This is a genomic window from Paenibacillus sp. EZ-K15, from assembly GCF_002573715.1.
In the GTDB taxonomy this organism is placed as follows: Bacteria; Bacillota; Bacilli; order Paenibacillales; family Paenibacillaceae; genus Paenibacillus_AQ.
On the sequence record NZ_PDHM01000018.1, the window covers coordinates 49,162 to 71,918 of the forward strand.

Genomic DNA, 22,757 nt, shown 5'->3' on the forward strand with positions numbered 1-22,757 from the left:
TGATCGGGTAATCCAATTATTTACTGTTCCTGAGGTTAAGGACCCTCGAATGAAGGTCCCCTTTGGAATAGGTGATAAACAGCCATAGGTTATGTATGATAAAAAGACAGACCGCGATTGATATCAATATAAAACCCGGTTCCAATGAGAACCGGGTTTGTTTCCTTACAGCAGCGTAGTGCCTCGCGGCGGAAGCATATCGTCCCGATCCAGATCAACCGCTCCGGCACGACCCTCGTTTCTATAATCATAATCGCGGAATATATCGTAGATACCTGTATTTTCTTGATCAGCGTCAACCAGTACCAGAATCCGTCCTTGCTCTATATAGGACTCGTACTCTTTCGCCTCATCTTCCGGGATGCCAAGGCCGATAAAACCACCGACGAGCCCCCCGGCTCCCGCACCCACTGCTGCGCCGGTAAGCGTCGCTGCAATAGGTCCTGCGGCAAGAATCGGACCGATGCCGGGAATAGCCAAAGCCCCAAGTCCTGCCAGCAAACCTGCCGTACCCCCAAGTATGCCGCCTGTTGCTGCGCCTGCAGCTACTCCTTCTGGCGCCATCGTTCCCGTCTGTTCAGCAATCATGTCTGCTTCGCGTTTATCCTTCGCTATAATGGAAATGGCATCATTCGGAATCCCATGCCGCTGAAGCTGCTCAATGGCTTGAGCCGCTTCCTGTTCCGAACGGAATACTCCAACAATTTTCTTCTCCATGATAAACCCTCCTCATCGGTGGTCGTTCATATTTAACATTACCCGACGGAAGGTGAAATTAAACGTGACGCTGCTCTGTTAAGCCTTGGGCCGAGTCCGATGGGTTGCAGTTGCCTCCATGGGATCATCAGGCCAATAATGTTTAGGATATCTTCCCTTTAAGTCTTTTTTCACATCGAAATAGCCGCTGCGCCAGAAACTGGATAGATCCGAGGTTACCTGAACGGGCCTTTGTGCAGGTGACAACAAATGCAAGGTCAACGCAACCCGTCCATTGGCAATTCGCGGCGTATCCTGAAGTCCGAATATTTCCTGCAGGCGAACAGCCAGGAACGGTTGTTCAGGGTCACTGTAGTTAATTGGGATCAAGGACCCGCTCGGCACCCTGATATGAGTTGGCGCTTCCTTCTGAAGCTGCTGCTTTTGCTCCCAGCTAAGCATATGCTCCAAGAGCGTTCCCGGAGCAAGACGTCTCATATCATTTCGATTCCGCAGCCCTTCCAAATAAGGGAGCAGCCACTCCTCCGCCTGATTCATCAGGCCTTCGTCCGAAACATCAGGCCAGTTCCCCTCGGGATCATGTCGGAACATAAAAGCCAGCCGCTCTCTCAGCTGCAATGCTGCCTTGCTCCACTGTAACAATCCAAGGCCCTCTTGCCTGATCCCTTGCAGCAAGGCTAGCGCTATTTCCTCTCCAGTTGGATTCGAATAGGCTTGCTCCTTGATCACGATCGCTCCAAGCATCTGCTTTTGTCTCGCCCTGATGCTGCCGATAGCAGCATCCCATACGACCTCTTTATGCTGTTCCATCTCGCCATGATAATACTTATCAAGCCATAATTCATCCATTTCAGAGGCAAGCTGAATATTCCCGTCCGCGCCTTGATCATCAACTGCAGCGACCACAATATACGGGGCACGGCTCATAGGTTGTACCGACACCAATTTCACGCCTCTGCCGCTTCGCATAAGGAACCCGGTTCCTCCCCTGTTCTTTGCGATCCGATCCGGGTAGGCGAATGACAGCAATAGTCCACAGAGGTTCAGATCCCCGCTTACTGTATATGTGATATTTAGCTGTGTATGCAGTTTCCTAATCTCTTGTTTCATCCGCTGCAGTACGGCTTCATTGGACATATCTTGTTCGGCGAACCGCTGCCCACCTTGTTCATACGCGAGAAGCCGCTCCACGCGCGAACGCATATCCTGATCCCTTAAGGCTTCACCTCTGCTCATGATATCACGCTCCTGAAGCAGTACAGCCATTCGGATGGACAGCGATGCCTCCCCTAGTTCTTGTGCCTTCAGCAGCATGTGAGCCAGCCTTGGATGAAGCCCGAGAAGCGCCATCTCACGGCCATGCTGTGTAATACTGCCCGAATCATCCAGAGCCGACAGCTGCTTCAATAACGTTTGCCCTTGCGTAAGAGCTGGTCGAGGCGGCACATCAAGCCAGGCAAGCTGATCCGGGTCGCGCGTCCCCCATACTGCCAATTCCAAGGCCAGCGGCGTCAGATCGGATTCACGGATCGCCGGAATGGTGCTTTCCGGCAGATGGCGATGCTCTTCCTCACTCCATAAGCGATAACATACACCGGCAGATACTCGTCCTGCCCTTCCCCTCCTCTGATCCGCGGATGCCCGGGATAACCGTCTCGTAATCAATTGCGGCAGTCCCGTTCTCGGCGAGAACACCTCCGTCCGCATATAACCGCTGTCAATAACGGACTTAATCCCCTCGATGGTAATACTGCTCTCGGCAATGCTTGTGGAGAGTACAATTTTACGCCTGCCATTCGAATCGCGTCTGATTGCTTCATCCTGCTTCTCTATGGGAAGCGCGCTGTATAACTCTCGAATGACGACATCTTCGCTTAAACCCATTCTTAATAATTCGTTAGCGGTTCTCCTGATTTCACGGGCGCCCGGCAAAAATACTAGGATATCGCCTTCCTGTTCGGAGAGTGCCCGGATGATGGCACTTGCAGCACCTTTATGTAACTCTTCGAGAGAGAATGAGCGCAAATAGTGAGTAGACACTGGAAAAGCACGCCCTTCGCTAACGATGACCGGTGCATCGCCAAGAAGCTTAGCGACTGGTTCTGCCTCAAGGGTAGCAGACATGATGAGCAGCCTTAAGTCTTCCCGCAGCACCGACTGGGATTCCATCGCAAAAGCCAGGCCGGTATCGGCCTGCAAATTTCGTTCATGAAATTCGTCGAATATAATCATACCAATGTCGGTTAATTCCGGATCATCCTGCAGCATGCGCGTCATGATGCCTTCCGTCACAACTTCGATCCGCGTGTTCTGCCCGATCTTGCTGTCCATTCGGACGCGGTATCCGATCGTCTCACCAACTGCCTCTCCTAAAGAGGATGCCATGTAACTCGCGGCCGAGCGGGCTGCGATCCTTCTGGGCTCCAGCATGATGATCCTCTTGCCTTCCAGCCAGGGTTCATTCAGAAATGCTAAGGGCACCTGGGTCGTCTTGCCTGCACCCGGTTCAGCGATCAAAACCGCATGGGTCCCAGTAGATAAAGCCATTTTCAATTGTGGAAGTATTCGGTGAATCGGTAATTCAGTCATGGATACATCTCCGTTATCCTATTAAATATCAATATAATCCCTTAATTATATAAAACACCCGATGTTCGTCAAGGGGAGCTCCTTGTTCGCCACGGCTGGAAAGTATCGATATAATTGCGCTACAATATGAATATCATTCCCAAGTAAACATCAAGATTCATGGAGTCAAGAAGGTGAACTGTATGGAGCAGCATGCCACATTTCGCGGTCGCTTTGCCCCTACGCCATCAGGCAAAATGCACATCGGCAATGCGTTGACCGCTTTACTTGGATGGCTGCAAATAAGGAGTATGAACGGCCAATATATACTCCGAATAGAAGATATCGATGTCCAGCGTTCCCGACAGGAGCTTGCCGTCGAGATTATGAGAGATCTGGAATGGCTCGGTTTGGATTGGGATGAAGGTCCTGGTATGGCCGGAGCCTATGGACCTTATCATCAGGCGGCACGCCAAGCGCTGTACGAGCGGGAAATCACCAAGCTGAAGGAATCGAATAAACTATACCCCTGCTATTGCAGTCGGGCCGATATCACGGCTGCAGCCAGCGCACCGCACGGCATTGCATCGGAAGGCCTCCGCTACCCGGGAACTTGCAGAGATTTAACTCGGGAGGAAGCGGTGCTTAGAGAGCTTCATAAGAAACCTTCGCTGCGGATGAAGGTACCGCAAACGATCGTTTCCTTTGTTGATGGCATCGCCGGAGAGCAGTCCTATCGGCTATCCGATGGAGGAGACTTTGTGGTTCGCAGGGCAGACGATATGATCTCATATCAACTCGCGGTAGTCGTGGATGATGCATTAATGGGCATAACCCATGTACTCCGAGGAGCCGATCTACTGGACTCCACCCCACGTCAGCTTCTGTTATACCAAGCATTAGGCTACCACCCGCCACAGTTTGCGCACACCCCGCTGATGGTGGATGCGGAAGGCAGAAGGCTCGCCAAGAGAACCCGCGGACTTAGCCTCTCATTTCTTCGCGGCCAGGGCGTGATGCCCGAACGCATCATCGGCTGGCTGGCTTGGACCGTCGGCCTTCTGGATCATCCGGAATCCGTTCGCCCTGCGGATCTAATTCCTGTTTTTGACTTATCGAAAGTATCCTCTGCCCCGATAAAAATGACGGATCATGTCAAAAATCAGCTGTTTGAATCCTAAGTACAGCTCACCGAAATAAGGGATTCATTGAGCATTATTCAAATTACGTTCCTTCGCATCCCGACAAACAATCAGCGCCAGCACTATCATTCTCGAAAAGAGAAGAAAGGCTGGCGCTGTTCTGTTATTCCTCATGAGTTAATCGTTCCCTGACCTTGGACTCATACTGTGTAAACGCGCTACTACCGCTAAGGCCCCGCTGTTCCATCAGCAATTGCAGTCTTAAATGCTTTTCATTCAGCTTGCGTTGAAGCTGCTCCTGCTCACCCTCGTTTTGGGCTGCACCGAGTAGGTCATACAGCTGAACGCATTCCTTGCGAAGTGTAACTTCTTCAGGAACATAACCCGCGTTTTTCATGATGCGGTAGGACATTCTCAGATCCTCCGGAATGTGCGAAAGATCGTCGATCGGAAGTTTCTTCCCGGCAAAAGGCAAATGATCGAGCTCTCCGTTACGGATCGCTTCTTCGATCTTCTGCTCAGCCAATCTGGAAAAGATGCTCATTATTATCCAGCCTCCTCCTTTTCCCTTCGTCCTCCTCATCATATAGCAGCGCTGTTTATATTCCAAGTTCTAAATGCAGGGAACCTTTGGGGGTTCAACTGATCTCATTTACAACAGCGATTCGGCTCCATCTATGAATATTTGCGCCCCTGTAATATGTCTCGACTGATCGGAAGCGAGAAACGCCACCAAATCCGCGACCTCTTCAGGCGTACCCGGACCGTCAGACAGCGGCTGGCTCCCCTCCGGATATTCCACCGGAATCACGATCTCCTCCAGATCGCCCTGCTTCTTCGTGCTTTGATCAATGTTGGTAGAAATTGCGCCGGGGCAGATTACATTAACCCTGATCTTGAATTTTGCCAGCTCCAGCGCAGCCATCTTCGCAAAAGCCACCTGTCCCGCTTTGGTTGTGCTGTAAGCGCTCATCCCAAAGTTGGAGAAGGTTCGAGTGCCATTGACGGAGCTGGTAATGATAATGCTGCCCTGTCCCCGTTTCTTCAGGTGCGGAATCGCATATTTGACCGTCAGAAACGTACCGTTCAAATTCACTTTCAGCGTCTTGGTCCATTCCTCCAGCTTCATTTCATCAATTGGCGTCATCACGCCATTAATCCCTGCATTGGCGAATACGATATCCACGCCGCCAAAAATCTCCACCGTTTCGAGGACCGCCTTCTCCACCCGGTCAGGATCTGTGGTATCCACGTCAAAAGCTCTGGCAGAACCCTCCCGAATCGAGTTGATCTCCAATTCCGCTTGATTCGTTCGGTCATCCAAGAGATCAAATAAGGCAACATTTGCGCCTTCCTTCGCCAGCTGAATCGCCGCTGCCTTTCCGATGCCTGATCCGGCTCCGGTAATGATCGCTGTTCTCCCATGAAAACGTCCGTGTCCTTCATTCATTATCAACACGCTCCTTTTAATCGTCATCCGTTATGCATTCATCTGTCACAAGATTACCCAAAAGGAGTTGTTTTATAATCATGATTTCTAATTTTTTGCACAAAAAAGCCGGACCCTTGGGTCCGACTCAGCGTTTATCATACCATAACCTTCTTGGGAACCTACCATATTATCTCCAGAAACGAAGCATCATCTTCCAGACCGTCCGTATGGCGAGCATTCATTAATACTTGCACCTGCTCATCGGGAATCGGCTCCTTCATCGGGTCCAGATCGTTGAGCCCATCGCTGTATAGCTGAAGCCGATATTCGGTCTCCGGGTCTAATTTACACGAGAACACATGAGGACTGCCTCCGATCGGTCCACTTCGGGAAGACCAGCGTTCCGACGTTCGGAAACGATCTCCGAATACCGAGGTGATCTCGTCTTCCTTGCGCCACAAGCGTACCCTGGAATCACCCTGCCAGGCGAGCCACAGCCTTCCTTTGCGACGAAAACCCGAAGAGAGCTCTATGCGACCGCAAATATACATGGCTTCGCTTCCCTTGCGCTGCTTCTCTTCCAGTACTTCACGAAGCAGCTTTGGCGTTTCGGAACTCAGCGAATGAGTCCGCATTTCCCGATCGGCTTCATGGGTAAGTGCCTTCAGTTTGCGTTCAAGCGATGCGCTCGTGAGTTCCTCCACCGTTTCCAGCCAGTTCATTAACCCCTGACCCAGCAGACGTGAAGCCACATCGCCTCGATAACTCAATCCGACACCATCACACAGTACAAAATGGCACACATCTTCATTCATCTTTAACGCAATGAAATCCTGACCCATCTCGGAGAGCATGACAGATTCTGCCGCTCTGCCATACGCATAACGACATGTGAACAAATCTTTAATCTTCGTAATCGGTTCTTCCACGGTCTGCTTGCTCTCGTAATAAAACGATGCTGCTTGAGCCTTCCGCTTACGAATTCCCAACGATTCCATGCTTCTCGCGTATGATCGCTTCATCTTTGTGACCTCTTACCTTACCGGCGTGGCAGCTGACATCTGAAACCCGATGGACACCAGCTCAGAGCAAGTGCCTGGAAGCATCATCAAGGCTCCCGGGCTCAGTTGATAATCCGCCTCAAGCAGCATTTCTCGATAGCTTTCGGGAAGAACGGAAGACATCATTTTAAGTTTGCGTGCATGTTCATCCTCAAGCGATGTATCAGCCAATATCCCCTTCCATCGGCGCGGTTCGGATATCGGCTGGCTCATCAGATGATCGGAAATGAAAATATTCTCCACGAGCACGTTGCCGTCCGGAACGCTCATGCTCATGATGCGGCGAGCAATCGGTTCCGGATCCTCTCCCGTGGCCACACCGTCCGTCATATGACACACAAGCGGCGCAGGGCAATCCTGCATATTCGGAATCTCCGATTGCAGAATTTTCTCGGCTTGAAGGAAGGCTTTCGCCGAATCGGAGAACCGTTTAGGCGTTAAGTCCGGAAGCGAGCCGATCGCCGCAATTTCGTCAATGCCCTTGATCCCGTTTAACAAATCATAGACATCATCGCTGTATGCAAGGATGGCGATCCGGTACCTCGGCGTCAGCCGATTCCCTTTGGTGGAGCGAAACACCATTTGCCGAATGGCCAAGGACAATGCTTCGTATACGACGTCGATCCGCCTGCGGTCCTCCATCAGCATATTCATAGACGCGCTGATATCAATCAGATATATAATGAGCGCTGGCGTGCGCTGTGATGCTTGAATGGTATAGTTCATCGTGAATTAACATTCACCCCTGCATTTTCGTCATGTTTACTTCTTTATAGTTTTGGTATCCAGTGGCTGTCGTTACTTATGAATTCCTGCAGATTATTAAGGCGGCTGCTCATTTTACCAACCGTCTTATAATAGGCCTTATCCTTGTTATACAGCTCTATGAACTCACGTGCGGCATTCTTAGCGCGGTCTTTGTTACCGGCTACCTGCGCATTATACGCCTTATTATATAGGGCAACCAGTTCTACAACGTTTTGAGAACGCTGCTTCTGAAGCATTGCGGCTTGGGCCTCTTGGGCAGCTCTGGCTTTCGCCTGACGCTCTGCCTCCGCCTTGGCAGCCGCTGCTTCCTGGGCCGCCTTTTTCTTCTTCTCTTCCATTTGAGCTAAGTACGCCTCATACTTGACTTGATTATCATATTTTTCTTGCAATGACTGCTTCTTTTTCTTTTCTTCTAGCGATGCCAGGTAAGCTTCATACTTCGCCTGCTTCTCATACTTTGCCTGAAGCTCGGCTTTCTCCTGTTCCTTCAATGCCTGCTCAGCTGCTTCAGCCTTCTTGGCCTCTTCTGTCTTCAAGCGCTCCTCTTCCGCTTTCTTAGCCTCTGCTTCTTTCTGAGCCGCCTCTTCCTGCTGCTTCCGCGCTTCTTCCTCTTGCTTGCGGGCAGCTGCTTCTTTCTCCTGCGCTTGCTGCTCGGCTAATCGCTGGGCATCCAACTGACGACTCTCTGCCTTCTCCGCCAAAATCTGGTTCACCGTAATGGCAGAACCTGCCAATATGACGATAGCCGCAGCGGTCGAGAGCATGAATTTACGGGATAACAATAGTGCTTTAATGCCTTTGTTGGATGATTCTTCAGCCGGACGAAGCTGCTCCTCAAGCCCCTGTATAGCGGCGGCAAGCTCCACTTCAAGCGGACTGTCCTTCTTTACAAAATGATACGCGGAGCGGAATATTTCCAACGCACCGGAAAGATTGCCCGCATCCTCCAGATCACGCGCCTGATGAAACAAGCGTCCAACCACACTGTCGTTGACCTCTCGGGTGCCTGGCTCAATTCCAAGCGATGCCATAATCTCGGCCGGCACCTCTTGGGAAGTTTCAGAACGGGTTTCAGCCGATTGGTTGTCATGGGCAGTTGTAGCGGCTCCAGCGGCTGGGACTTCCTCCACCACTTCTTCCTCACTTAATGAGGATAATGCAATCAGCCACTCACCAAAGGTAGGACAGCTGCTCAAATCCTGGCTGTCCCAGGTTCTGCCGAACAGATCCGAAATCCGTGTGCCCCAACGCTGACCCAGCGACTTTTTCAATAAAAAATAACGCTCGCACGGAGTCTGCATTTCATGCTGGTCAAAATAACTTTCGCCCCATGCCCGATTAACGATAGCCGGATCGCTCCATCCCAGCATTTCCGCAATAATAACAGCACCCGCGAAACGGTCGGCATACGCACTCCATAACCCGCTATGTACCGTTCGATGAGCCGCATATCCAGGAGAGCCAGCAAGCAAAACATCAGGTCGATCCATTTTGGGGCTGTACATCTGCTCCACATCGACAAGCTCAACGGCGGCAGCGCCTTCCGGCAGCTTCACTTCCGAAAAAAACGGAAGCATGACATTAGGCGCAGACAGGTCACAGTGTGCTAATCCGCGCTGCTCCATGCTTGAACCGATGGCTGCCAATGCCTTGGCAAGCATCAGACTTTCAGAACGTCCCAGATTACGCTGATCGCTTATTACGTCAAACCAAGTACATCCATGAATCCATGGCATGATGACCGCGTAGAGCAAATCCGGATATTCCGCTATCAAATCTCCGTTTCTTTCGGGAGTGAGCACCTCTCGACTACTTACCTGCAAACCCGGTATCTCGCGATAATTCCCCATATGCTCGGATTGATACACCATAGCCGGAATTCTGAACTTAGGAAAAAACACCTTTAGTGCTTTGGCTTCATGCAGCTCCCCATCCACAGGAAGCAGCTGATAGACGATTCCCTGCCGCCCAGCTTGGGCGTAGGCTACGCCTGGCGCTGCGGGATGCTGCCCTACTGTATAAGCCGTTCCATTTACAACAATCCCATCGCCCGGGTTTGGCTGAAATGTCATGAACGTCATCCTCTCTTAACTCCGTTACCTAACTATATAACTCTATACTCTATTAACCAGATTGTTATATTCTAAACATCCAAAATTGCAAGAAAACCGGGTTGTCTTCCACCCGGTTTATTCTGCCTATTAAACTATTATAAAGCAAAAGTCTCCGAATGGGTATTAACGAGATTCGTCAGCCATACGGAATTTCTGAGCGATCGCTTTCAGCTCATTGCTGATGCTGTCAAGCGTTTGTACGAAGGAGTTCATCAAGCGGCTTGCTTCCTGGAATTCCTGGAAAAAGCGCTGCTTCGTCATACCGTCCCATTGACCTTCCATACCGTTGATCGATTGAGTCAGACTGTTAACGATTTGCTGACTTTGATCACCGCTCTGTTTAAATTGGTTCGCTACTTGCTCGACTTGCTCTGGCGTAATTAAAATACGTCCTGCCATTTATGTAACCTCCTAGAAATTCGTTTTCTGGTGACACTTGACATCTTAGCCCAAGAGTCTCAGTTTATCAAAATGTCCTCAGACCTAATTTCCAGTTACCCTATACGTCCCAATTTGAAACATTTACCATCCCGATTATCCCAAAAGGAATAGGGATTTAGTTGGCAATACCAAACGAAGACGGATCGGTAAAGGTCCAGCTTTGCCCGGCTAATGCGGCTTGTTTAGCTGAATCCCCGTTGTCTCCACTGGTCATACCTACGGCAGCGGCTACCGAACTCGGGTTCGATATTACCGTCGACGAATTACCATATTCCGGTAATATGGATGAACGCCCCTCCATGCCGGAAGCCGCAAACAGAGCTGTCGGTGATACTGTACTTATGATTGCATGCTCCAAAATCGTATGGTACTGATGATCCGTTTCTTGAAATTGATCGGCTTTGCTTTGAAGATGCTTGCCCAGCTGAGCTAGAAGAGCTCCCAGATGCTCTCCAAGACTCCGGGCAGACTGCCACTCATCAATAACCGCCGCTTTGAGAGACGTCTCCCAAACGAGTGATTCCATAGCTTGGTTGAGCGTTCTCGTAATCGCTAAATATTCATCGCCACTATGCTGCAGCTGACGGCTTAACGTCCGGAGAGACTCCGGCTCGACAGAAATACGCATTGGTCCTCACCTTTCATACAGGCTCTGTTACTGTTTCAGCCACATGAGTAGCATATGACGAAACTGCTCTTTGGTCGCTGGCGCTGCGGTTAACCAGTCCTGGTCTCCCTCCAGGCTCATACGCAGCAGCCAATTCATGGACTCGTTCACTATAAATGCTGCATTTTGACTTTCCCAGCTGATTCCGTTCCATATCGACAGCTGGAGTTCCCCCGAAGACACCTTGTTTTTCATACATTTCGCTAAAGCGATTGAACCCTCTGCATCATCCGTCAACCTGGCCAAGCGATCGCCGATATCGTCACACTTCTGTTCGGAAACGGAGGTGTAAATATCTCCGAATTCCTTCCGGCTAAGGAGTAGTGCCGGTATATCCCCCCAGTTTTGATCGCTTAGGGCCAGATCCTGCACCAGCTGATCGCAGGTTTGTTCGATAGTACCAAGTTCACTAAGCAGGTAACATCGGTTGTCTTCGCCGCTTCTGCATACTTGTATTACCCGTTCGTCCGTAACATGCAGATATCCTTCAAACGCCGAATCCTGATTTTCATATTTCAACCAGCACGCACGTTCCGCAAGTCCGGCAATAGCTACTCTTGAGAAGACTTCGGGTGGAATCGACAATTCCCCGCCTTCCTCTTGAATCAAATATTGCTTGCTTAGGAGCGATTGTTTGGTTTTCTCCCACTCAACCGCGATTTCTTCCGTTAAGTATCCTACAAAAGGATCTTCAACACCAAGTAATCGGTCCGATCCGATAATTCCAGCCAAGAAGAAAAATTCCTTGTCGTTCAGCGTGATCGTTTCTTGTTTGGAAGCATGAATTGTCAACATTATGAGCCACCTCCCCTCAAACTACAACATGCCATCGGTCGCGAATTTCTGTGACCCATCTTTGGGCGTTCCATTCGTCATCGAACGGAACTGCGCCTTTTATTCTGGAAAATTTACGTTTTACGTAGTACCCCTGTCCTGGCGGAAGTATTTTTAGTCCTCCAGGACTATTGGCGGATTCGGAAAAAGGAATTCTGAAGAACGATAAATCGTTGGAATCCAATGTTCCGAATAAAAATCCGTTTTGTGCAGCCTTGATATCGGTAAACCAATCGACGCCATACGTCGGGAAATCGGCCGGTACACCGGCAATGACAACATGTACCCTGCGGTCTCTTCCCTGTCTGACGATGGCAGACAGCTGGTCTTTCAAAGTGAAATCGGAAAGCTGCTTGCTGAGCACGTCAGCGTCATCAATCATAAGCAGGATAGTCGGGTCTTCACTGTCCTTCGACCGGGTCTGAACCCGTTCATAAAGGCCTGAAATGAGCGGAGCCAAATCTTCCTCATTCTCTGCATGCCCACGGACATGCGGAAGATGGTTCATCCGACTCAGACCGCTGCTTCCATAGCGCGTATCTACCGTATATATTTCCAGCTCATCCGGCGATGTATGGTATGCAAGTGATAACATCCAGCTAAGGAGGAATGATGTTTTACCACCTTCCATCGGACTCGCCACAATAAAATGCGGTCCATCCTCCAGATTGATAGCAAAAGGGGTCAAGTCATCCGTAGCCACCCCGACAGGAACCCGATACTTCACCATGCCTGCTGATTCATAAGGCTTTTGTACCTTCAGCAGTTGATGGAGCGGAATCTTGTCCGGCAGTGACTCAATCCGTGGTGCTTCTTCCCCGTGCCACGCTGCCCGGTGAGTACGAATCATATCGCGGAGCGCTGCGGAACGGTCCCCCTCTTCCTGACCGGAAGCCGGCAAGGCCGTCTGAAATTCAAGCGGCGGCACCTGCCCTTTGACCAGTCCTCTTCCTGGAGGAAGCTGGCTGGGAACTCTTGTTGGACGCCCCACTGCATAATAGTAATCAGCAGGATCGGCGAGTTCGTACGATACCGCTTGCGAGATATTGCTTCGGACCTTCTCGAACATATCCGAAATCCGGTTCGCCGTAATGACAAACGTAATCCCCAGACTACCGCCTTCTCGCAGCAGGTATTCAAGCATATCATTCTCATCCGGATAGGAGTTGCGGAAATTCAGATAACCGTCAATAACCACGACCAGCTGCGGAACGGGGCCTGTGTTGCCCCGGCGGTAGGATGCAACAGTCTTCACACCCGCTTCAGCAATCATGTCCTTGCGAGTCGCCGCCGTTTTCGTCAGAAAACGGAACAGGCGCTTGATACGATCCTCTTCCTCCGCCATCATGACTCCTCCGATATGAGGAAGCCCTGCAAAGTCCCGCATCATCCGGCCCATATCCACGATATACCCATGCCAAAAGTCCGGGGCATACCGATTGACTAACGACATCAGCATCGTTTGAATAAAGGTGGTCTTTCCAAGTCCGGGCATGCCGTATACGGCCCAGTGGCCTTGCTCAAGATTGAGCATCAGCGGCTTCTGGCACTGGTTTGGCAGATCATCAACCATTCCAACATAGGACACAAGTGCCAAGTCACTAAACAGATCTTGCTTCTGCAGCTTGGTCCCAGACGGTATGCTCTCAAGATCCAGACTCTCCGGAAGCGGTGGAAGCCAAGGCCCCTGGAGCCGTTCGATCCCTTGCTCCTTGGCCACGTCAGCTACATGATCGATAAACACCTGGAGCTGTTTGGGCACCTCCAGATGCGCTCCCAGGGAGGGATTAGAAGCAAGCAGAGGCTCCGACTTTCCGTTGATTCGCACCTCGCGAATAACCACTGCGCCGGGCGTATCCTTCTCTTCAATGTAAGGAGCTCCGCTCCAGGCAAACTGCATTTCTTCAAACACTTCGTCGCTGCCCACCTGAAAATAGCCTCGTCCGGGCTTGTTAATCCAGGCTGCATTCGGAATCTTCAGCATATCACGGCTGTCGCCCTCGCTTTGTACCCGAAGACAGATGCGAAAGCGCGAGTTACTCCAAATCTTATCGTCCACGACACCTGCCGGTTTCTGAGTCGCAAGAATCAGATGGACACCAAGTGTTCGTCCAATTGCGGCAATGCTGATCAATTCATCCATGAACTCCGGTTGATCTTTCTTCAGCTGTGCAAATTCATCAATGATAATAACGAGATGCGGGAGCGGCTCGCCATGGCGATTGCGCAGCAGCTTGTAGTACTCATCGATATGCTGCAGATTTCCCGCATCGTTCAATATTTTCTGGCGGCGGACCAGCTCGGCTTTCAGCGACACCTTCGCCCGTTCAATCAGATTGTTATCCAGGTTCGTTATGGTGCCTACTACGTGCGGCAAGTTAACAAACGTGTTGGACATGCCGCCGCCCTTATAATCAATAAGCATAAATGCTAGATCATGCGGGTGAAACTCGGAGGCCAGGGAGGCCACAATAGATTGAATAACCTCACTTTTCCCGGAACCGGTCGTTCCCGCAATCAGACCGTGTGGTCCATGACCTTGACGCTCTATTTTATCATGAAGATTCAAATTAATCTTCTTTCCGCCTGCCCGGACACCCATCGGAACGGGTAATGAATCAGGATATCGGTTCTGCTGCCAGCGTCTGTGTACATCCAAATCGTTGATTTTCTGAATATCCATCATCTCGAAGAGTGCCAAAACGCTAGGGATATCAGACGCAGAGGATCGCTTCAACCGGATCGGAGCCATATATCGGGCCAAGGCTTCAATCTGATCCCTGCTAATATGATGGGATTGGAAGGTTTGCTTGGAGACCGTGCCGTCCGCTTTCTTAATCGTGTACGCCGCCTGATCCCGGTCAACCTCAACAATAAGCTGGCAATGCATCGGCAAGCTTTCCTTGCGGTCGGACAAGATGATGGTAACCGCATCGGTCGCTTCGGCATCTTCCATTAGCAGAGGCAGCAGCGGTTCTTCCTCGATTAATTGGGCAGCGGATAAGATCACCACGTATGCCGGCGTCTCAATCGATTTCTTCCCATGTTCGGAGCGATTATTTTTACGCCGGTACAAGTGAGTGAATATTTCATCGGCAAGCTGATGGGCATTGCTCCGTCGATTCGCAAGATAGCGGCTGGAACGATCATCATCCCACGTATGAGGGAGCCAGCGCAGCCATTGCCACTCGCTCGCTTCTTTTTCTTCGTAGAAAGCGGCGATCTTCACTTCATCGGGTGAGTGCCGCACAGCCGTTTGGGCCATCATCACGCGCAGCATATTTAATACGCGGTCTCTTCCGCCTACGATCCCTATGACCTTGGATTCGAATAACGGCAGCGCAATCGATGCATCGTCGACGGACTGAAATTCGGAAGTCAGCAATTCGGCTGCTTCGATCAAAGGATCCTTGTCATACCCATCTGCGCGGGGAGGCTTAACGTTAATGTAGAACGGAACCTCTCCCTTGCCCACGCAAATCTCCAGAAAATCCTTATCTTCCGGAGAACGTTCCCACAAGCTGCTGCTCCGGTTCTTCACAACGTTGTAGCACACGTCCGGATCGCCATGGATATCAAACAGAATGTGTACCTGATCCTCCTGCCGCTCCTTAAGCTCTTCCCGGTGCAGGTCAAGCTGTGCACGGTACTTCTGATTTCGTTCAGCCAGCTTCTTCTGATAAGTCTTCTTGTTGCTTAAATACATGAAGAACGGCAGCGTGTAGGAAGTCAGCATCATAAAGATGGAGAGTATCATGTAGTTGCTCCCCATTTTGCCGTTCGCGCTCATATAGAAATAGAAACCAACCATCGCAGCCGTCATAATAATCGGAATAATGATGGCAATCATCGAAAACGACGGTTTGCTTGGCTCGGACGGCGGTCTCAGAATCTCCATGTCTTCATTCGGTAAAGCCGGTCTAATACGCGGCGAACGTTGGTACAACACGTTCATATGTCACTTCCTCCTAATCCAGAGCGTCTGAAATGTACAATTATGTATTTTGCTGTTTCAATCAAAACCAAAGGGTTATTTACCCAATCTCAGCTTTCTTGAAACAACAATCTTCTGCCATAGACAGGAGCTTCCTCGGTGGTTGTTGAGAATGCCCGCTGTAAACGGATATAGGAGCCTTCTCTAAGTCCTTCTTCAACCAGGTTAGAATGGCCCCCTACCGTAAACCACAAGCCTTCCGGGAACTTTGCTTCCAATATATATTGAATCCCTTCACCCGAGGGTTCACGAAAAAGACGTAGCCCCAGCAGCTCATTCAACCGTTCAATGGAGCACTCATCGGGTACGTCGATATCAAACCAATCATCTTCATTTCGCCCGCTGATCACGGTGAGTATCATCTGGTTAACCTGCCTTTCCAAAAATGGTAATCCTTATGTTTATTCCATATGCAAAGTCCAATCACCTATTTCAATAGTTGCAAAAAATAGTTACATTATTGTAATAATATCATCCCAGGGTCAGTTCTGTCAATTTGTGTCATATTTCCTATTTCCTATTTTTCACGCGGCTTTGTTAGTCCCGAGGGACTATTTATGTATTGATTATAGGTTAAATCCGGGTTTGTAGTCGGGAAAATATCGTCGTTCACAAAAATGTCACGCTCAGAAAAATGATGCTGATTAATTCTATGAATTTAAGGTTATTTTAAGATTGGTAATTTATAATGCAAATATCATGAAAAATCTTTCGTGAGGTGATTGATATGAAAACACTAATCATGTTCCAAAATAAGCCGGTTCCCGTGTACTTTACAACGGATAGCAAGCAGCCGGTACAGAAGGTACTAAAACTGCTAACCAGCGCGCTTGACCATAAAATTCAAACCGGTAAAAACGCGCTGCAAAAATGCCTCAATTCCCTGATCAGCATTGAAATCGAGGGATCCGAGGCAATTCTTCACAGCAAAAGCGAAAACGACTCTCTTGCGCTATCTCTCTTTTAAAGAGGGATAGCCCTTTTTTTGTTTAACATCATTATAACCCGTAATGGCGATCCTCGGCTATCTGCGCTCTCTGAATTCGGATTTGAAACAATTTTACGAGATTTCTCCGCGTTGTGATCTCCTGGCATCTGTCCAATTTTTTTAATATAAACCGATCGATAGACATACTGTTCATCCCTCCATTCTTCTTTTGGAAAAACGGCCCTAGGTTCTGATAACTTCTATTAACCGTGCCTTTTCAAGATTAAACGAGACTTTCTTTCGTTTAACAAAGCTTCTTATGATTCGACGATATTCTGGCAACAACCCATTTTATAATCAGTATCTTGCATTAATCAGTACTAAGTGATATCTTATTCATAAACCACTACTGAATATTAATTACTACCTCATGTTTACAGCATGAACATGGACTTATGAAAGGAGGTATCATCTGCCGCATGAATGTCAGTATTCAATTCAAAAAAGGCGTTCTTGAACTCTGCGTGCTTGTGTTAATCCATCGCAAGGACCAGTATGGCTACGAGTTGGCTCAAGCGGTATCGAGGCATATTGAGGTAGCCGAAGGGGCGTTGTACCCTCTCCTTCGCCGACTTGTTAATGAAGGCTATTGTACGACGTACCTCCAGGAATCGACCGAGGGTCCGCCCCGTAAATATTATAAGCTGACGCCCAGCGGAGTGATTTATATGAGAGCCTTGGTAAAGGAATGGCAAGCTTTTGTGGGCAATGTGACCAATCTGATAGAGGAAGGAAATTTGTATGACTAAAAAACAGTTTATTTCAATTTTGGAATCGCGTCTTGCCGCGCTTCCTCCCGACGAACGGCGGGAATTCATTCATGATGTGGCGTCCCATTTTGTCATTGGCATGCAGAATGGACGAACCGAAGAGGAAATCGCCCGTGAACTGGGAGATCCTTTTGAAATGGCTAAGGAAGCGTTAGGCGACCGGTATGTGGATATGGATATGCCTGTTCCGGCAGCGATCCGAAGACCGTCTTCTTTTGGAAAATATGCGTTAGGAGTCGGTTTGTTCTTCTGTGCATTGGTGACAGTCCCCTTCCTTGCAGCATTATGGTCCGGAGGGGTCGCCATTGCTCTGGGAGCCCTGGCAACCTTGCTGAGCCCAGTGCTCGTTCTGCTTGACTATATCATAAACGGAACGTTTTATCCGGCCAAATTATTCTTATCCATCTCTTTGATCGGAATCGGCATCTTCCTCGGATATGCCACACGCTCAGCCATGGTTGGATTGTTATCGTTAACCTTGAGGTACTCCAGATGGAATACGCGTTTGTTGAAGGGACGTGACGCACAGTGAACAGAAAATGGTTGTTCAGTTTAGCAATCGCACTTATATTGGTAGGAATCATCGGCATGGCTGCGAACAAGTTTAAATTCGGTGAAGAGCTTGTCAGCTATCAGAATCGATGGGATCTTCATGATGCCGTAAATTTGAAGAAATTAACTATTGCCAGCAATATTAATATCAGCTTCGCGTTTGAGGACAGCGGCGATTCGAACGGATATATCGCGTTTGACGGCAAATTAAAACCGGAGCATGTCGATATTCTTAAAAACTTTAATCCATCAGGCCCTGAGGTGAAATTAGATCTGACTACACCTTCCACTTTCCAGTTGATGAGTGTGGACTTTCGTTCACCGAAAGGAAAACTGACCATTGTCCTTCCATCAAGCACAAAACTCGACGAACTCGATTTATCGACGCTCTCAGACAATATCCAGGTAAGCGGAGCTTCCTCCAAGATGATTGACATCTCCGTGAAGTCAGGCGACATTAACATGAGCGGAATACAAGCCGAGCAGTTAAGCGTTGAGAACATTTCAGGAAGTATTCGCGGTTCTGACATCCGGGCATCCACCCAACTGGTCAATCATTCGGGAAATGTCGTGCTGAAAAATATGGAAGGTCCCGTCGACGTTGAGGTCACTTCCGGTAACGTAAACGTGGGATTGCTTGGCGTTTCATCGGTTAATATCCTGTGCAGATCCGGCAATGTGAAAGTGCAGCCTGACCCGTCATTCCGGGGATTCTATGACCTTAAGACATTATCGGGAGACGTTTCAGCGCCAGAGTCACTGAAAGAAACAACCGATACCATCCAAGTGGAAACCTACTCCGGAAATATCGATATCGTACATTAAGACGTTGTTGACAAACGATAGAAATGAAATATACTATACTTTATAAAGTAAACTACACAACAAGGAGAGTTTTCATACATGTCTAATGTACTATTCATCAAAGCAAACAACAGAGCCATCGAACAATCGGTAAGCGTAAAAATGTACCATGCGTTTTTGGAATCCTTCAAAGCAAGTCATCCGGAAGACCAAATCACAGAGCTTGACCTTTTTGCAGAGAATCTTCCTTATTATGACGGCACAGCCATCAACGGTATGTTCAAAGCTGCCCAAGGATTGGAATCTACCCCCGAAGAGCAGGCTGCTGCGGCGAATGTAAGCAAATATCTTGACCAGTTTCTTGCTGCAGACAAAATCGTGCTTGCTTTCCCATTGTGGAACATGACCGTACCTGCCGTTCTTCACACCTATATCGACTACCTGAACCAAGCAGGCAAAACGTTCAAATATACGCCGCAAGGCGTTGTAGGTCTGGTGACAGGCAAAAAAGTCGTCATCCTGAATGCTCGTGGCGGTAACTATTCCGAGGGACCTATGGCCGCGGCTGAGATGGCAGTTAACTTCGTAATGGGTAATCTTCGTCAATGGGGCGTGCAAGATATCGAAACCCTCATCATCGAAGGCCACAACCAATTCCCTGACGAAGCGGAAATGATCGTTCAGAACGGTCTCGAGCTCGTTAAAAAGGCTGCTGCCGGTTTCTAATCGAACTTTTACCTATTCCTATTAATACAACGGATAGTTAATACAAAAAGCCACCTTCCACTGCTCAGGCAGTAAAAGGTGGCTTTTGTGTAATCCCGTTTAAACCTTTTCCCATTGGGTCCATAACTCGCGCGGGTTACGTGTATAGATTTCATGATAACGGCTCATATATTGATGAATGATAAATTCCCGCCGAATGGTCGCATAATCCGCATGATAACGCTTGATAAACGCATTGATGTCCTTTTCCGGATATTCTTTCCCTGCTTCAAGCTGCTCTACCAGATATTCCAATATGACGAGTTTCTTTTTGTACTGGGCCGGAATGGAACGCAGCGTTCCGTCTTTCGTTATAAAATTCCGGAGAACGGATGCCTTATAGGCTTCACTTGCAGTTGGTTCCATCATGATGTTCTTCCTCCCTTTGAATTATAAATTTCACGATCACCTAATTTAATATTTATCTAATTAGATGATAATCAAATTTGAAATGTTTGTCAATCCCGTCAAATCTGGATTTATCCTTTTATTTGCTGTAGGATTATTATGCAGATCGATAGCGTAAGGTTATTACATAAGGAGGTTCACCATGCTCGACGTCTTAATTATCGGCGCAGGCCCATGTGGTCTCTCGGCTGCCATTGAATGCCGCAACCGGGGCCTCAGCTGCGAGATCATCGATAAACACAATGTAGTTCATTCCATTTATCTCTATCCAACGCATATGCAGTTTTTCAGTACGGCTGAAATGCTTGAAATCGGAGAAGTTCCGTTCGCGATATCGAATGATAAACCGTTTCGGCACGAGGCACTGGCTTATTATCGCAGAGTTGCCAGACACTTTAATCTGAAGATCTCCCCATACGAAGAAGCTCTCACCATAACCAAGCAGCCTGACGGCAGCTTTCGGGTAAAGACCCAGCGCCGCGGCGGTGTAGAGTCCATACGAGAAGCCAAACACGTAGTCATTGCTACGGGTTATTTTGATCATCCGAATTATATTGGCATTCCTGGAGAAGACTTGGAGAAAGTCACCCATTACTTCCGGGAAGCCCATCCCTATGCTGGAATGAAGACCGCGATCATCGGCGGCAGTAATTCGGCTGTGGATGCTGCCATGGAGCTCATCCGTGTCGGAGCCGAGGTCACGATGGTATATCGGGGTGAGGAAGTTTCACAGAACATCAAACCTTGGGTACGTCCTCTGTTCGATAGTATGGTGCAAAAGGGACATATCCAGCTTCACCTGAACTCGCGTGTCGTACAAATCGCAGAGTCTTCCATTACCGTTCTTTCGAATCAAGGCCAGGAAACAATCATTGAAAATGATTTTGTACTGGCATTGACCGGATTCCGTCCTGATCGCAAATTGCTTGCCTCCTCCGGCGTTGAACTGGATGAAGACATGGAGAAGCCGCTCTATAATCCGGATACGATGGAGACCAATGTTTCGGGACTCTATGTCGCTGGTGTCATTGCATCCGGTCGTAATGCCAATGAGGTGTTTATTGAGTCAGGGAGACTACACGGTCGTTTGATTGCCGAGCACTTGGTCTCGAACGCTTAACAAAAAAGGAGCGATCCCCCATGGACGTAACTTCACTCATCCTGCTGGCTATGGCGGGAATTGGCATTATCAGCAGCAATTCGGCCGTGACGATTGCGATGCTGGCATTGCTTCTCATCCGTGTAACCGGCTTTCAGCAAGCATTCCCATGGCTGGAGAAATACGGACTGACGGTCGGCATTATCATTCTCACCATAGGTGTCATGTCACCGCTGGCCAGCGGCAAAATGAGCCTGCAAACGATCGGCGAATCCTTCCTGAACTGGAAATCGCTTTTGGCCATCGCCGTCGGCATGCTTGTCGCTTATCTGGGCGGTCGTGGTGCCACGCTGATGGGGAGCAACCCCACCGTGGTTGCCGGTCTTCTCGTTGGCACAGTGCTTGGGGTCGCCCTATTCCGCGGCGTGCCCGTCGGGCCGCTCATCGCCGCCGGTCTGCTGTCCCTGCTCATCGGTAAATCGTGAGGAGCAGAAGAGATGCAACCCTTTTTATAAATAACACAAATAAAACAATAACCTCCCTGCCGGTTCGTGAACGCTTGGGGAGGTTTATTTGTTCTATATATGAGCCTCTTAACGGACGGATCGTTACCATATATAGTCTATTTTATGGTATGATAGCTATCGTGTTTTAGCGCTTATTCCCGTAATCCCTTATGAAATATGATGTATCAGGAGGTAACACACTTGTCTTCAACGAATACCGAATCGGCAACGGCTCCGCTTAGGCAGCTTCCCATGCTGCTCTTCAGGCAGCTGAGGCCGAAGCAATGGACCAAAAATCTGCTCATATTTGCAGCCCCCCTCTTCTCGTTTGAAGTGGTAAATCCCGGCGTGCTCTTCGACACCCTGATCGGTTTTTTCCTGTTGTCCTTCGTTTCCGGCTGCGTCTATATTGTGAACGATTATGCCGATCGCGAAGCAGATCGCAACCATCCAGTGAAGAAATACCGTCCCATGGCCTCGGGTGCGCTGCCGCCTAAGCTGGCTATTGTATTCGGCGCGCTGCTGCTGTTCGCTTCACTGGCCGTATCTTATTTTCTAAATCCGCTGTTTACCGTGTTATTGGTGCTCTATTTTGCCATGAACGTAGCCTACTCCTTCCGGTTGAAGCATGTTGTCATCATTGACATTATGATTATCGCGGCCGGGTTTGTGCTGCGCGCCATCGCAGGCGGATTGGTCATCCACGTCCCGTTCACGCCATGGTTCCTTCTCTGTACGATGCTGCTGTCGCTCTTCCTGGCGATCGGCAAGAGACGGCATGAGCTCCATCTGCTGCAGCATGATAAGGGCTCTCACCGCAAGGTGCTCGATCAATATTCGTTTGATCTACTGGACCAGATGAGCAGCATTGTCACCACAGCAACCATCATCAGTTATTCGCTGTTTACCTTTACGTCAGGCCGAACCGTTCACCTCATGTGGACCATACCGCTTGTCATATATGGGATGTTCCGCTATCTTTATCTGATCCATATCGAGAAAAAAGGCGGGGCTCCGGACCGGGTGCTCCTGGAGGACACTCACATCCTGGTCACCGTGATCCTCTATGTCATCAGCGTTATCGGGATTTTAGTATACTTTGAATAATACAGAATCAGTAATTGAGG

At 49.1% G+C, this 22,757-nt stretch carries 22 protein-coding genes; 9 read left to right on the top strand and 13 right to left on the bottom strand.

All coding sequences use genetic code 11. The features are described from left to right. Positions 1-165: 165 nt before the first annotated feature. Both CRG97_RS20470 and hrpB read right to left on the bottom strand, forming a co-directional pair. Positions 166-717, bottom strand: coding sequence for a general stress protein (locus CRG97_RS20470; protein ID WP_098746846.1), 552 nt, complete (start codon positions 715-717; stop codon positions 166-168). A gap of 78 nt (positions 718-795) precedes the next feature. Next, positions 796-3,306 carry an ATP-dependent helicase HrpB gene (gene hrpB / locus CRG97_RS20475; RefSeq protein ID WP_098746849.1) on the bottom strand — a complete coding sequence of 837 codons (2,511 nt, stop codon included), beginning with the start codon at positions 3,304-3,306 and terminating at the stop codon, positions 796-798. 182 nt (positions 3,307-3,488) lie between these two features. Here hrpB and gluQRS point away from each other — a divergent pair, with 182 nt between their 5' ends. Further along, positions 3,489-4,466 (top strand): tRNA glutamyl-Q(34) synthetase GluQRS, encoded by a 978-nt coding sequence (gluQRS, locus tag CRG97_RS20480; protein ID WP_098746852.1) that lies wholly within the window; start codon positions 3,489-3,491, stop codon positions 4,464-4,466. A 124-nt stretch (positions 4,467-4,590) separates the two neighbouring features. Here the strand turns inward: gluQRS and CRG97_RS20485 are convergent, their stop codons facing one another. The 10 genes from CRG97_RS20485 to CRG97_RS20530 form a co-directional block, all read right to left on the bottom strand. Further along, positions 4,591-4,971, bottom strand: a complete 381-nt coding sequence (locus tag CRG97_RS20485; RefSeq protein ID WP_098746855.1) for a DnaJ family domain-containing protein — start codon at positions 4,969-4,971, stop codon at positions 4,591-4,593. Between the two features lie 108 nt (positions 4,972-5,079). Then, positions 5,080-5,877, bottom strand: coding sequence for an SDR family oxidoreductase (locus tag CRG97_RS20490; protein WP_098746857.1), 798 nt, complete (start codon positions 5,875-5,877; stop codon positions 5,080-5,082). A gap of 161 nt (positions 5,878-6,038) precedes the next feature. After that, positions 6,039-6,881 carry a hypothetical protein gene (locus CRG97_RS20495; RefSeq protein ID WP_098746860.1) on the bottom strand — a complete coding sequence of 281 codons (843 nt, stop codon included), beginning with the start codon at positions 6,879-6,881 and terminating at the stop codon, positions 6,039-6,041. Positions 6,882-6,893: 12 nt separating this feature from the next. Continuing rightward, the gene (locus tag CRG97_RS20500; RefSeq protein WP_098746862.1) at positions 6,894-7,646 is read right to left on the bottom strand and encodes a vWA domain-containing protein; all 753 of its coding nucleotides are present in this window, start codon (positions 7,644-7,646) and stop codon (positions 6,894-6,896) included. A 44-nt stretch (positions 7,647-7,690) separates the two neighbouring features. After that, on the bottom strand, positions 7,691-9,760 hold the full coding sequence (locus CRG97_RS20505; RefSeq protein ID WP_098747409.1) for a protein kinase family protein: 2,070 nt from the start codon (positions 9,758-9,760) through the stop codon (positions 7,691-7,693). A gap of 165 nt (positions 9,761-9,925) precedes the next feature. Continuing rightward, a complete protein-coding gene (locus tag CRG97_RS20510; protein WP_006211202.1) occupies positions 9,926-10,201 on the bottom strand; it encodes a WXG100 family type VII secretion target in 276 nt (91 codons plus the stop codon). 157 nt (positions 10,202-10,358) lie between these two features. After that, a complete protein-coding gene (locus CRG97_RS20515) occupies positions 10,359-10,871 on the bottom strand; it encodes a WXG100 family type VII secretion target (protein ID WP_098746865.1) in 513 nt (170 codons plus the stop codon). A gap of 27 nt (positions 10,872-10,898) precedes the next feature. After that, on the bottom strand, positions 10,899-11,705 hold the full coding sequence (locus CRG97_RS20520) for a hypothetical protein (protein WP_098746867.1): 807 nt from the start codon (positions 11,703-11,705) through the stop codon (positions 10,899-10,901). Positions 11,706-11,721: 16 nt separating this feature from the next. Then, entirely contained in the window at positions 11,722-15,699 is a 3,978-nt protein-coding gene (gene essC, locus CRG97_RS20525) for a type VII secretion protein EssC (RefSeq protein ID WP_098746869.1), read from the bottom strand. 89 nt (positions 15,700-15,788) lie between these two features. Further along, a complete protein-coding gene (locus tag CRG97_RS20530; protein ID WP_098747412.1) occupies positions 15,789-16,100 on the bottom strand; it encodes a hypothetical protein in 312 nt (103 codons plus the stop codon). 365 nt (positions 16,101-16,465) lie between these two features. Here CRG97_RS20530 and CRG97_RS20535 point away from each other — a divergent pair, with 365 nt between their 5' ends. The 5 genes from CRG97_RS20535 to CRG97_RS20555 all read left to right on the top strand — a co-directional run bounded on the left by CRG97_RS20535 (position 16,466) and on the right by CRG97_RS20555 (position 19,578). Then, a complete protein-coding gene (locus CRG97_RS20535) occupies positions 16,466-16,705 on the top strand; it encodes a hypothetical protein (RefSeq protein WP_098746871.1) in 240 nt (79 codons plus the stop codon). A 440-nt stretch (positions 16,706-17,145) separates the two neighbouring features. Further along, complete coding sequence (locus CRG97_RS20540) at positions 17,146-17,475, top strand: PadR family transcriptional regulator (RefSeq protein WP_071220202.1); 330 nt, start codon at positions 17,146-17,148, stop codon at positions 17,473-17,475. After that, positions 17,468-18,028, top strand: a complete 561-nt coding sequence (locus CRG97_RS20545) for a DUF1700 domain-containing protein (protein ID WP_098746874.1) — start codon at positions 17,468-17,470, stop codon at positions 18,026-18,028. The genes CRG97_RS20540 and CRG97_RS20545 overlap by 8 nt, the downstream gene beginning before the upstream one ends. Beyond that, on the top strand, positions 18,025-18,873 hold the full coding sequence (locus CRG97_RS20550) for a DUF4097 family beta strand repeat-containing protein (protein ID WP_161952958.1): 849 nt from the start codon (positions 18,025-18,027) through the stop codon (positions 18,871-18,873). The genes CRG97_RS20545 and CRG97_RS20550 overlap by 4 nt, the downstream gene beginning before the upstream one ends. A 78-nt stretch (positions 18,874-18,951) precedes the next feature. Next, positions 18,952-19,578: an FMN-dependent NADH-azoreductase gene (locus tag CRG97_RS20555; protein ID WP_098746877.1), complete on the top strand. Its 627-nt coding sequence runs from the start codon at positions 18,952-18,954 to the stop codon at positions 19,576-19,578. A gap of 99 nt (positions 19,579-19,677) precedes the next feature. Here CRG97_RS20555 and CRG97_RS20560 read toward each other — a convergent pair whose 3' ends face one another. Continuing rightward, positions 19,678-19,986, bottom strand: a complete 309-nt coding sequence (locus tag CRG97_RS20560; protein WP_237566520.1) for a DUF2087 domain-containing protein — start codon at positions 19,984-19,986, stop codon at positions 19,678-19,680. A gap of 181 nt (positions 19,987-20,167) precedes the next feature. On the opposite strand from CRG97_RS20560, the gene CRG97_RS20565 reads away from it, so the two are divergent. The 3 genes from CRG97_RS20565 to CRG97_RS20575 all read left to right on the top strand — a co-directional run bounded on the left by CRG97_RS20565 (position 20,168) and on the right by CRG97_RS20575 (position 22,737). Then, complete coding sequence (locus tag CRG97_RS20565) at positions 20,168-21,145, top strand: YpdA family putative bacillithiol disulfide reductase (RefSeq protein WP_098746879.1); 978 nt, start codon at positions 20,168-20,170, stop codon at positions 21,143-21,145. Positions 21,146-21,165: 20 nt separating this feature from the next. Then, positions 21,166-21,609, top strand: coding sequence for a DUF441 domain-containing protein (locus CRG97_RS20570; protein WP_076322120.1), 444 nt, complete (start codon positions 21,166-21,168; stop codon positions 21,607-21,609). A 222-nt stretch (positions 21,610-21,831) separates the two neighbouring features. Then, positions 21,832-22,737 carry a decaprenyl-phosphate phosphoribosyltransferase gene (locus CRG97_RS20575; RefSeq protein ID WP_098746881.1) on the top strand — a complete coding sequence of 302 codons (906 nt, stop codon included), beginning with the start codon at positions 21,832-21,834 and terminating at the stop codon, positions 22,735-22,737. The last annotated feature ends 20 nt before the right edge of the window (positions 22,738-22,757 follow it).